The 12,226-nt window shown below is 44.5% G+C and carries 11 protein-coding genes; 8 read left to right on the top strand and 3 right to left on the bottom strand.

Annotation, left to right across the window (positions count from 1 at the left end):
• Nucleotides 1–48: 48 nt before the first annotated feature.
• The 4 genes from pabB (at nt 49) to AC3D28_RS03370 (ending at nt 5,296) form a co-directional block, all read left to right on the top strand.
• Nucleotides 49–1,419 (top strand): aminodeoxychorismate synthase component I, encoded by a 1,371-nt coding sequence (gene pabB / locus AC3D28_RS03385; RefSeq protein WP_488535534.1) that lies wholly within the window; start codon nt 49–51, stop codon nt 1,417–1,419.
• A 220-nt stretch (nt 1,420–1,639) separates the two neighbouring features.
• Nucleotides 1,640–2,239 (top strand): CoA pyrophosphatase, encoded by a 600-nt coding sequence (locus AC3D28_RS03380; protein ID WP_098415798.1) that lies wholly within the window; start codon nt 1,640–1,642, stop codon nt 2,237–2,239.
• Between the two features lie 345 nt (nt 2,240–2,584).
• Nucleotides 2,585–3,838 (top strand): aromatic amino acid transport family protein, encoded by a 1,254-nt coding sequence (locus AC3D28_RS03375; RefSeq protein ID WP_488535533.1) that lies wholly within the window; start codon nt 2,585–2,587, stop codon nt 3,836–3,838.
• 96 nt (nt 3,839–3,934) lie between these two features.
• Nucleotides 3,935–5,296 (top strand): L-serine ammonia-lyase, encoded by a 1,362-nt coding sequence (locus AC3D28_RS03370; RefSeq protein ID WP_098415800.1) that lies wholly within the window; start codon nt 3,935–3,937, stop codon nt 5,294–5,296.
• A gap of 153 nt (nt 5,297–5,449) precedes the next feature.
• Here the strand turns inward: AC3D28_RS03370 and queD are convergent, their stop codons facing one another.
• Nucleotides 5,450–5,812 (bottom strand): 6-carboxytetrahydropterin synthase QueD, encoded by a 363-nt coding sequence (gene queD / locus AC3D28_RS03365; protein WP_179885665.1) that lies wholly within the window; start codon nt 5,810–5,812, stop codon nt 5,450–5,452.
• A 292-nt stretch (nt 5,813–6,104) separates the two neighbouring features.
• Here queD and AC3D28_RS03360 point away from each other — a divergent pair, with 292 nt between their 5' ends.
• Together AC3D28_RS03360 and asnS are read left to right on the top strand one after the other, a co-directional pair.
• Nucleotides 6,105–7,730, top strand: coding sequence for a methyl-accepting chemotaxis protein (locus tag AC3D28_RS03360; protein ID WP_488535532.1), 1,626 nt, complete (start codon nt 6,105–6,107; stop codon nt 7,728–7,730).
• Nucleotides 7,731–7,918: 188 nt separating this feature from the next.
• The gene (gene asnS / locus AC3D28_RS03355) at nt 7,919–9,319 is read left to right on the top strand and encodes an asparagine--tRNA ligase (RefSeq protein ID WP_488535531.1); all 1,401 of its coding nucleotides are present in this window, start codon (nt 7,919–7,921) and stop codon (nt 9,317–9,319) included.
• Nucleotides 9,320–9,414: 95 nt separating this feature from the next.
• Here the strand turns inward: asnS and AC3D28_RS03350 are convergent, their stop codons facing one another.
• Both AC3D28_RS03350 and AC3D28_RS03345 read right to left on the bottom strand, forming a co-directional pair.
• The gene (locus tag AC3D28_RS03350; RefSeq protein ID WP_179885666.1) at nt 9,415–9,627 is read right to left on the bottom strand and encodes a hypothetical protein; all 213 of its coding nucleotides are present in this window, start codon (nt 9,625–9,627) and stop codon (nt 9,415–9,417) included.
• Between the two features lie 94 nt (nt 9,628–9,721).
• A complete protein-coding gene (locus AC3D28_RS03345) occupies nt 9,722–11,113 on the bottom strand; it encodes an aminotransferase-like domain-containing protein (protein WP_488535530.1) in 1,392 nt (463 codons plus the stop codon).
• A gap of 163 nt (nt 11,114–11,276) precedes the next feature.
• Here AC3D28_RS03345 and AC3D28_RS03340 point away from each other — a divergent pair, with 163 nt between their 5' ends.
• Together AC3D28_RS03340 and AC3D28_RS03335 are read left to right on the top strand one after the other, a co-directional pair.
• Nucleotides 11,277–11,507, top strand: a complete 231-nt coding sequence (locus tag AC3D28_RS03340) for a hypothetical protein (protein ID WP_488535529.1) — start codon at nt 11,277–11,279, stop codon at nt 11,505–11,507.
• Nucleotides 11,508–11,754: 247 nt separating this feature from the next.
• On the top strand, nt 11,755–12,054 hold the full coding sequence (locus AC3D28_RS03335) for a hypothetical protein (protein WP_488535528.1): 300 nt from the start codon (nt 11,755–11,757) through the stop codon (nt 12,052–12,054).
• The last annotated feature ends 172 nt before the right edge of the window (nt 12,055–12,226 follow it).

Below are 12,226 nucleotides of genomic sequence, written 5' to 3'. Positions count from 1 at the left end.
CCATGACATGCCATTCAGTGAACGATCTCTTTGTCACAAATTACACAAATGAACAACATAGACAACCAATTCATTGATTTTAAAGCGTTAGATTACGCACCCGATCTTGCTCTTTACCTTTTTTCATGTATTCAACACAAGCCTTGGGCAATGTTGCTGCGCTCTGCGTCAAAAAACCATATTGATAGCCGTTTTGATGTGCTCGTTGCTAACCCAATCGTCACGTTAGAAACCACTTCGAAAAGCACGCAAATCATAACGCCATTCGATGAGGTGGTCTCTTATGATGACCCTTTTGCTCTTCTGCAGCAGTTACAACAACAGTGGTTACCCCATGTTGAAATCAGCCATGAATGGGATTTGCCTTTTGTTGGCGGCGCGCTCGGTTACTTTAGTTACGATTTAGGTCGGCGCGTAGAAACGATGCTAGAACTGGCCGAAAAAGATCTCAACACGCCAGATATGGCAGTAGGTCTGTATGAGTGGGCCGTCGTTATTGACCACCATCTCAAAAAAGCCTGCCTAGTCGGTCAGAATATCGAGCAAGCTTGGCAGTGGTTAAGCGAACAAGAAGCTGAGCAAACCAGTGACTTCACTTTAGCGGGAGAGTGGCACTCCAATATGACGCAAGAAGCTTACTCGTCTCGCTTCGATAAGGTTCAAGAGTATTTGCTCAGTGGCGATTGCTACCAAATCAACTTAGCACAACGCTTTAATGCCCCTTATACAGGCAGTGAATGGCAAGCCTATTTGAAGCTCGAATCTGCCAACCAAGCGCCTTTTTCTGCGTTTATTCGCATGCCAGAATCGTCAATTTTAAGCATTTCACCAGAGCGCTTTTTGGAACTCAAAGATCGCGTGATAGAAACCAAACCAATTAAAGGCACTCGCCCGCGTAACGCCGATCCAGAACAAGACAAAATCAATGCGTTAGACTTGCAAACCGCAGAGAAAGATCAAGCAGAAAACCTGATGATTGTAGACCTATTGCGTAACGACATTGGCCGTGTGGCATCATCGGGGAGTGTGCATGTTCCAAAGCTGTTTGATATTGAAAGCTTTCCTGCCGTTCATCATTTAGTGAGTACTATTCGCGCGGATTTAGATAAGCAATACGCCCCTGCGGACTTGTTGCGAGCCTGCTTCCCTGGCGGCTCGATCACGGGAGCGCCAAAAGTTCGCGCCATGCAGATCATCGAAGAACTAGAGCCGCATCGCCGCAGTGCTTACTGTGGCAGTATCGGTTATATTTCTCGACATGGCCGTATGGATACCAGTATCACAATTCGCACACTCGTGGCTGAAAATAACACCTTGTATGCGTGGGCGGGTGGCGGTGTGGTCGCAGATAGTGATTGCGCCGCGGAATACCAAGAGACATTGGATAAGTTGTCCAAAATTCTTCCTGCATTGCTATAGCACAACTTAGCGGATTAGAGTGTGCCACAATAAATTGGACAGGTTTATTGTTGTATATGCTCTGGGCCAAAGGTATGGGAAACCTGACTGACATTCACGGCCCGTTTACTCAAACCTTTATGACCATCACTACCGAGCCCACTAACTCTCTTGGTGTTCACGCATGTTTCATCGTGTGAGGTATATAATATGGGATGGATGAGATAAGTAAGGGTTCAGTTTGATTATTGATAAAACAAGGTTATTACAGAATTTTCAATTGCGCCTTCCAACGGGCTATCACCAAGAATCCCTTGCCCGCTTGAAGTTTATGAAAGAAAAACCGCTACGAAATGCGGCGGTTCTCATTGGTTTTGTAGAGCGCCCTGAAGGTTTACAAGTAATTTTGACCAAAAGAGCGACGCACTTACGCCATCATCCAGGACAAATTAGCTTTCCCGGTGGAAAGTTTGAAGCCGAAGATATCCACTTGATGAATACTGCGTTAAGAGAGACGAAAGAAGAGATTGGTATCGAGGATGAACACATTCACGTATTTGGTCAGCTTCCAACACTGCCAACGATTAGCCAATTTAATGTGACACCATTTTTAGCCTTTATTTTCCCCGACTATAAAACGCATATTGACCCAAACGAGGTGGAGTCTGTTTTTGAGGTGCCTGCAGACCATATTTTAAATCCGAAAAAGCTGTATAGCACCCAATTTGAACTAAAAAGAAGCAACCATCGTATATTTGCCATCCCATATCGACAGCATTTCATCTGGGGCATGACGGCTCAAATCATCGAATCCATGCAAAAACACATCATTTCTCACTGAACAATCCTTCATATTGATGCTTTTATTGAGTTGAACATTATGTGCATCAATATTATTAGAATGTTACTTCATAAAAATTCATTCACATTAGTTTAATTTTCAACTTCAATCGCAATCGTTTGCAGTGAAATAAATTTACACAATCTCACCTATTGATAAGTTTTTCTAATCTCATTCATTAGCAGAAATCACGAGTAGCACATCATTTTCGTGATAAAAACCAGATTTTTGATAAATCATTCAATAAGCGCGAGCAATACATGATTCAGATCTAATTTTCATAGTGTAAAATCTTGCAAAATCGCTCTCGAATTATTTCCTGTTCCCAAAACGAGTAACTCAAAAATGAATACAACTACTTCTGCGGTTTCGACCGCACAATCACCTAGTAAGTTTTCTTACAAAGACTTCACCTGGTGTCTGTCATTATTCGGCACGGCAGTAGGTGCAGGTGTACTGTTCCTTCCTATTAAAGCGGGTGCGGGTGGTTTTTGGCCATTAGTAATCCTAGCCCTAATCGCTGCACCAATGACTTGGTTCGCACACAAATCTCTCGCTCGCTTCGTTCTTTCAGCAAAAAAGCCTGACGCGGACATCACTGACACTGTAGAAGAGCACTTTGGTAAGACTGGCGCCAACCTTATTACTTTCGCTTACTTCTTTGCTATCTACCCAATCGTACTTATCTACGGTGTTGGTATTACAAACACGGTTGACTCGTTTCTAGTTAACCAAATTGGAATGGAGTCCATTCCTCGCTGGCTACTGTCAGGTGCACTTATCACGGCAATGACAGCGGGTGTAGTATTTGGTAAAGAACTGATGCTGAAAGCAACATCAGCAATGGTTTACCCTCTCGTATTCATCCTACTGGCCCTGTCTATTTACCTTATCCCTGGCTGGAACACTTCAATGGTAGATGTATCACCAGACTGGAGTGCAATGCCTGCTATCATTTGGTTAGCAATCCCTGTTATCGTGTTCTCTTTCAACCACAGCCCTATTGTCTCGCAGTTCTCTAAAGAACAACGTCGTGTATACGGTGACGGTGCAGTTAAGAAAACAGACGCTATCACTGGCGGCGCAGCGATGATGCTAATGGGCTTCGTGATGTTTTTCGTATTCTCTGTTGTACTTTCTCTTTCTCCAGAGCAACTAGCAACAGCACAAGATCAAAATATCTCTGTTCTTTCTTACCTAGCGAACGTTCACGAATCACCACTGATCTCTTACTTGGGTCCACTGGTTGCCTTCGCAGCAATTACTTCTAGCTACTTCGGCCACTTCTTAGGTGCTCATGAAGGTCTAGTCGGTCTGGTCAAATCTCGCTCAAACTCATCGGTAAGCAAAATTGAAAAAATGTCGCTTATCTTCATCGTAATCACAACTTGGGTTGTGGCTATCGTTAACCCAAGCATCCTAGGTATGATTGAAACAATGGGCGCGCCAATGATTGCGGCAATCCTATTCTTGATGCCTGTTTTCGCGATGCAAAAAGTGCCAGCGATGGCGAAGTTCAAAACTTCAGCACCTGTGCAAATTTTCACAGCAATCTGTGGTTTTGCGGCGATTACTTCTGTAATCTACGGCGCTCTTTAATCATTCCGCTCCACTGGGCATGATTAATCCAAAAATATAACGATAAAATTAAGCCTCCCAACTCCCCTTGGGAGGCTTTCTTCTGAGGTAATCGATATGATTAGTGTTTTTGATATCTATAAAATCGGTGTTGGACCTTCAAGCTCACACACTGTAGGCCCAATGAAAGCGGGCAAAGAGTTTATTGATGACCTTCGTGCAATGGGAAAACTGCGCGACATCACTAAAATCACCGTTGACGTTTATGGATCACTATCACTGACAGGGAAAGGTCACCACACAGATATCGCGATCATCATGGGTCTTGCAGGCAACTCCCCTGAGAAAGTAGATATCGACTCTATCCCGGGCTTTATGGCTCGTGTAGAAGAAACTGAACGCCTTCCTGTTGGCATGCACTGTCATACAGTATCGTTCCCACGTGAAGGTGGTATGAACTTTCATAAAACCAACTTGGATCTGCACGAAAATGGCATGCAGATCCATGCATGGATTGAAGACGAAAAAGCGTACTCGAAAACCTACTACTCTATCGGCGGTGGTTTCATCGTTGATGAGGAGAACTTCGGAAAAGAAGTTGAAAATCCAATTAAAGTTCCTTACCCATTCACTATGGCTGAAGAGCTGGTAAATCAATGTCGCGAAAGTGGCCTATCTATCAGCGCGCTAACCATGAAGAATGAACAAGCTCTCCACTCTGATGAAGAGACTCGTACTTACTTCGCGAACATCTGGCGCACAATGCGCGAATGTATGGATCGCGGTATGAACGAAGAAGGCATTTTGCCTGGTCCACTACGCGTACCTCGCCGTGCGGCAGCCCTTCGTCAGCAACTGCTTACTTCAGAAAAAACCACTAACGACCCTATGTCAGTGGTTGACTGGGTCAACATGTTTGCTTTTGCCGTTAACGAAGAAAACGCAGCAGGTGGTCGTGTTGTAACTGCGCCAACTAACGGTGCGTGTGGCATCATCCCAGCGGTACTGGCTTACTATGACAAGTTTATCCAAACCGTAACTGAGAAAGACTACATCCGTTACTTCGCAGCTTCTGGTGCCATTGGCGGCCTTTACAAGCGTAACGCGTCTATCTCTGGTGCGGAAGTTGGCTGTCAGGGCGAAGTAGGCGTGGCATGTTCAATGGCAGCAGCTGGCCTTGCTGAACTTATGGGTGGTAGCCCAGAGCAAGTATGTATGGCGGCAGAAATTGCAATGGAGCACAACCTTGGCTTAACCTGTGACCCCGTTGCAGGTCAGGTGCAGGTGCCATGTATTGAGCGTAACGGCATTGCAGCAGTAAAAGCGATCAACTCGACTCGTATGGCACTACGTCGTTCTTCTGCTCCTACTGTCTCTTTAGATAAGGTTATCGAAACCATGCTGGAGACAGGTAAAGATATGAACGCGAAATACCGTGAGACTTCTCAAGGTGGTCTCGCCATTAAAGTTATCTGCTAATCACTTTTAGTTCATAACGTTACTGACGCTAAAAGCGTACAAAACCCGAGCAATGCTCGGGTTTTTTTATACTCTAACATTCACAAATCACCGATAAAACAAAGGCAAACTTATCGCTTGCCTTTGTGTCGAAAACTTAATAATAAATTTAATTTACTCGCCTTTGTATATACACCCTGCTGTACAAGTTTCTTTAATCTCGACTTTACTTAGCAGCGGTAGACTTGGCTTAAGTTGTTGCCAAATCCATTTTGCCAATACTTCACTGGTCGGGTTTTCCAGACCTTCAATATCGTTTAGGTAATAATGGTCCAGACGATGATAAATTGGGTTGAATGCCGCTTTGATTTCTGCGAAATCCACAACCCAACCAGTATGTGGATCGACCTCACCTTCTACATAAAGACGAACCAAAAAAGAATGTCCATGTAAACGACCGCATTTATGCCCTTCAGGCACGTGTGGCAAGTGGTGTGCCGCTTCAAACATAAACTCTTTGTACAATTCTGTTTTCATCTTGATTCTCAGGCTTAAAAAAACACGTCATACTAAGGAATTCACTTCCAAGAGACAAGTACAACCCAATACAGACATAGTCCATGCTCTTGGCCGTTTCTGATGTTAATCATTATCGCTTCCGGCTACTGCCGTATTTTTGTCGCCTGCCAAACATTTGATTACGCCGCACTCACATCACAATTACATATTCCCAACATGAGTGGAGTCACAATCATTCATTTGGTTGTTCGCAGTATGCATTTATGTGCATTAAGATTGCGCCGTTCGTTCCAATTACACTTATAAGAATATGCACTCAACTATCACTTTTAAACTCTTGCTCACGTTAATCGCTGTCTTCAGTTGCGTTTTAGCCGCCTCCACCGCTTACCAATACCACCAACAAAAAACGTTAATAAAGGATGTTCTTAGTGAACAGCTTCATGATAAGGCCAGCAATTATTTTGATAGCCTGAACATGATGATGCTCACTGGGACCATGTCACAGAAAGAAACGCTCAGACAAAAAGCACTTGCCCAAGAAGGCATTGAGCAAGTTCGAGTGTTGCGTGCCGAGGCCGTCACCACGCTCTATGGGCCAGGAAAAGCAAGTCAACAACCTGTTGATGACATTGATCAACGAGCCTTAAATGGCGAACTAGTCATTGAACCCATCACAGCCGATTGGGGAAAAGGGCTTGTTGTCGCACTGCCAATGAAATCCAGCGAAAATTATCGTGGTACTAACTGCGTTGCTTGTCATGTTGCGCCTGAAGGCAAAGTGCTTGGCGCGATCCGCTTGGAATACAACATGAACCACGTCAATTCAATGATCAATAAACAGGCCATGTTCGCGATGGGCATTATGGCTGTTATTGCCTTTATCGGTTTTCTTATCACCATGGGATTAATTCGTAAGATCATTGTGCGCCCAATTCAAAAGACGTCTCAATTTATGTCGAATGTGAGCAACACTAAAGACCTCTCACAACGACTCACCCACCAGCAGAATGATGAGGCCGGCCAGCTCTCGATGGCAATCAACTCTTTTATGGACACCGTCTCTGAGAGCTTAGAGCGTGTGCAAGACACCTCCCATTCCCTTGCTGGCTCCGCTGGGCGACTGACGAATGTGGCTCAGTCAACGGATAAAGCCGCGAATAACCAACAATTAGAAACCAGTGAAGTGCAAAGCAATATCACTGATATGTTGCAGCAACAAACCGCCGTTGAGAACTCGACGATCGATGCTACGACGTTGGTCAATCACACCGTCGATCTCGCCACATACAGTGCGAGTCAGGCACACAGCGTGAGTGAGGACATTAAGAATTTGGTCAGCGATATTGATGGCGTGCGCGAAAAAATCACATCGCTCAACCAGAGAACGGAAGAGGTTTCGTCCATTCTTGGGTTCATAAAAGGCATTGCAGAACAAACCAACTTACTCGCCTTGAACGCTGCCATTGAAGCAGCACGCGCGGGTGAGCAAGGTCGCGGCTTTGCAGTGGTTGCGGATGAAGTACGAACGCTTGCTTCCCGCACCGCCGAGGCCACCAGCAACATTGAGCACATCATTGCACAGTTCCAACAAGGCAGTGAAGAATCGCTCTCTTCCGTCGATCATGTTTGTCAGTCTGCTCACCAACGTTCTGTTGATGTCGAGGCTCTTTCAGCAACAATGCATAAGATGGTGGATGAAATGCACCAAGTGCTCAAGCATGCAGAAAATATCCAGAGCCAAGCGCAAACAACATCGGATGTGGGTACACGTATCCAAACGAAAGTTGATGTGATTACATTACACGCTAACGATACATCGCAATCGGCATCCCATACTCGTGATATCAGTGTCGATTTAGAGCACCTTTCAGAGCGGTTGGAGCAATTACTTAATCAATTTACTCTTTCGAAAGAGCAAAGAGAGGATAATTAGAAAAATTCTCCCCTTCAAAATGAATATAAAGGTTGAAGCTGACGATTTGACAGGTAATATATTCGGTTGAATCTGTAAAATGCGACCCAACTCAGCGCTTAGTTTGTTTTTTAAACAAAGTTATTATGAGACAAGCACTTTAATAAGCATTGCGTTGAATTTTTACCTCAATGGAGAATATTAAAAAAATGACTTACGCGCCTGTATCTGACGTACTACGCGGTAAGCTAGCAGTAGACAGTGAAGTTACTGTTCGCGGCTGGATCCGTTCACGTCGTGATTCCAAAGCTGGAATCTCTTTCCTTGCCATATATGACGGCTCTTGTTTCGACCCGATTCAGGCCGTGGTCCCAAGTAATCTTAATAATTACGAAGACGAAGTACTTAAGCTAACAACTGGCTGCTCTGTTGAAGTAACGGGTAAGGTTGTAGAGTCTCCTGCGAAAGGTCAAGATTTCGAGCTGGCCGCCACTGGTGTGAAGGTTGTAGGCTGGGTTGAAGACGCAGAAACTTACCCAATGGCAAAAACACGTCACTCTATCGAATACCTACGTGAAGTTGCGCATTTACGCCCGCGTACAAACGTAATCGGTGCGGTAGCACGTGTACGTAACTGCCTTTCTCAAGCGATTCACCGCTTCTACCACGAGCAGGGTTATTTCTGGGTTTCGGCTCCGCTGATCACCGCATCAGACGCAGAAGGTGCTGGTGAAATGTTCCGTGTTTCTACGCTAGACATGGAAAACCTACCTCGCACTGACGCTGGTAAAGTGGACTACAACGAAGATTTCTTTGGTAAAGAGACATTCCTAACGGTATCTGGACAGCTCAACGCAGAAGCTTACGCTTGCGCACTGAGCAAAGTTTATACATTTGGACCGACTTTCCGTGCTGAAAACTCAAACACAAGCCGCCACCTAGCAGAATTCTGGATGGTTGAGCCTGAAATTGCATTTGCTGATCTGGATGACGTAGCCAAACTTGCTGAAGATATGCTGAAATACGTATTCAAGGCCGTTCTTGAAGAGCGTCGTGATGATTTGGAGTTCTTCGCACAACGTATCGACAAAGAAGCATTAACTCGTCTTGAGAATTTTGTTTCTTCTGATTTCGCACAAGTCGATTACACAGATGCAATTCAAATCCTGCTTGAATCTGGTCGCAAGTTCGAGTTCCCAGTTGAATGGGGTATCGACATGTCTTCTGAGCATGAGCGTTACCTTGCGGAAGAACACTTCAAAGCGCCAGTAATCGTGAAAAACTACCCGAAAGACATCAAAGCGTTCTACATGCGAATGAATGACGATGACAAAACGGTCGCCGCGATGGACGTTTTAGCACCAGGCATCGGCGAAATCATCGGTGGTTCTCAACGTGAAGAACGTCTAGACGTTCTTGATTCACGCATGCGTGAGATGGGTGTCGACCCTGAACACATGAACTGGTACCGCGACCTACGTCGTTACGGGACGGTGCCGCACGCTGGCTTCGGTCTCGGCTTCGAGCGCCTAGTCTCTTACGTGACTGGTATGGGCAACGTTCGTGATGTGATCCCGTTCCCACGTACTCCACGCTCTGCAAACTTCTAATTCTACGCAGTGACACAGAATCAAAAAGACCTCCTAAGTGGAGGTCTTTTATTTGACATTCACATAAGCTCGAATAAGCAATACCTTCTTTACGACTATTCCTCTTCCAAGTCCGCTCTTACTGCGTACTTCACGCCAACGATACACAAAGCAAGCATCACAAAAGGAATCACCGCCGCCGTGTATTCGGTCCATACCTTATGAGAAAACGACTTCGCTAAAATTAAGTGAGCAAAAACTAATAAAAACGCGCTAAAGATAGCTACGGCTATCAACCTTAATTCATGTTTAACCAACTGTTTTTTCATCATCATCCCTATCAGAAATTCTAGTGATGATTGAAGCACGGCCCAAATAAATCACTCTGATACAATTGGAATGAAAAAAAGCTAAACAGTTGGTTTAGCGAAGCAGATCACCTAACTTCTTGATTGCACTTTCTAGTTTTTGATCAACAGGGAGTGAAGTGTTTAACCTTAAACAGTTCTCATATTGTCCATCCATGGAGAACAACTGACCGTACGCGACCGTCACTTGCTCACCGAGTAATGCTTGATAAATGGCTTTACTACGTTTACCTACGGGCAGTTGTAACCATAAGAAATAGCCCCCATCAGGAAGATGAAATGTGACCTCCCTAGGTAAGTACCTCTTGACCATGTCAGCGAATACCTGTTGCCGCTGTTGTAGCGTCTTACGCAACTTTCTTAGATGATTGTCATAGCTGTCATTTTGCAGATAATGCGCAACCCCCTGTTGAATGGGCGCACTCCCCGATAACGTCGAGATTAATTGAAGTTTTTGCACCGCCTCATTAAAGCGTCTATTCACAACCCACCCTAATCGATATCCCGGGCATAAGTTCTTAGAAAAAGAACCGCAATGAAGCACGCGGTCTTGTGAATCATAAGTTTTCAAAGAAGTTGGTTTCTCAATATCAAAATGCAATTCAGCGTACACATCATCTTCAATAATGTAGACATCGTATTTTTCTGCCAAGCGCACCACTTGTTCTTTTTTTGCTTCAGATAAAGAGGTCCCGGTTGGGTTATGAAAATTCACCATCAGCCAACACGCGCGCACATCATGTTCAGAAAATGCTTGTTCAAGATGATCTAATGAGTGTCCGTACTGCGCATCTACAGGTATTTCAATCACCTTTAAACCTAACCGCTCAACCGCCTGAAGAGCACCATAAAACGTCGGTGATTCGATTACCACCGTATCTCCTGGTTGAGTGACGGCTTGTAAGCTAAGGTTTAAGGCTTCCAATGCACCAGAGGTGATCACAACATCATCATGAGTGAGAGAGTTGCCGCGCTGAATATAGCGCTGTGCAATTAAGCGCCTGAGTGCTTCGAATCCTGGAGGTAAGTTATCTAAAAGCGTATCCGGTCCCATTTTACGACCCGAGCTGGCTAGATTGCGGTTGAGCGCTTCAAGAGGGAACAGACAAGGTTCAGGAAAGGCAGAGCCCAAATGAGTCATATCAGGCGTCGCTTGGTGCTTTAAAAAAGCATACAATTCATCATTCAGTTTGGTGTCTGCCGTATTGTTAGTACCATTCGCACTTTCGACCCGTTGCTGCTTTGCAGTCACATAATAACCCGACTGAGGTCTTGCTATTACCCACCCTTGTGCTTCTAACAATTGATAGGCTTGTAGTACAGTACCTGTACTAATTGAATAATTGCGACTTGTGACACGCAAAGAAGGTAATTTTTCCCCTGCCCTCCATGTATTCTTCTGAATCTGCGCTTTGAACAATTCGGCCAATTGATGATATCGGTTCATGTATCCCTCTTTCACTTGCGAACGCACCTTAGCATACTTCGCACCAGCATTCTGATATCGCAACGATCAATTTAGCAAGGTTATCGATAGCAATTCGCGATACAAAAATGCGGCATTATGTTCCATACTTTCAGTCGTATGACTTTTATTTCAGGAGGAAACGATGAAAGTTTTTACAATGGACGACCTCTCATATCGTGGCGCACACAAAGGTGTACATAGCTGGAACCACCCTGGCAGTAAAACCCCTTATTATTGGCATCCTGACTGGTTGCATATTGCCGAAGACGCATTAGGTGAACACAAGAAAGTCGACCTAGAAGTGCCCGATGGCGAAACGGCGACAGAAGAACACGCAAAAACCGCTATTGTTAAACATATTAATGGCGAATAACTCATCACGCCCAAATAAACTGCCGTCAATGCTGGACTACGGACGTCAAAACGAATGCCCACATCAAGGCGAAAAGTGGTAAGAAAATCAGAGACGAAATGTTGCTGAGTGAGAGGTGTGTATCGTCATGAGCGAGCTACCTGCAAAATAAATTGAGATTTGTCACATTAATTCTTATCACGTTTGTTACATTTATATAGGAATGGTGATGCACACCTCAACTCATAAATTATGAGAGAAAACACAAATGACGAAATATAAAGAAGAAGACCTCAAATACAAAGGTGAATCCAACGGCGTACATTCTTGGAGCTCACCTTCAGGCCAGCCTTATTACTGGCATCCAGATTGGCTACACGTAGCAGAAGATGCGACGGGTTCACACCCCAAGCAAAAGCTTGAATTTAAGAAGTCTGAAGTACCAACAGAAAAGCACGCATTAACCGCGATTTTGAAACATATGAATGACTGGGCAACCGATAAACTTTCTTCTAACCCGGAGATTGAAACCAACGCGGTTGAGTCAGAGATTGAACTAAAAAAATAGGTTCATCGTAAAAATGCGAAAACTGAAACGGTAGTCAATGGTACAATTTTGTCGCTAAACAAAAACAGACACAAACTGCCGTTTTTTATACCCACTTATCCTCCTACCTGCACTCCGAGAAAGCTTTAGATAGTCACGATACAATTACATTCTCTAAATAGTCACCATTACT

The organism is Vibrio sp. TAP-3B (assembly GCF_057784735.1).
This window is presented reverse-complemented; position numbering and strand designations above follow the sequence as displayed.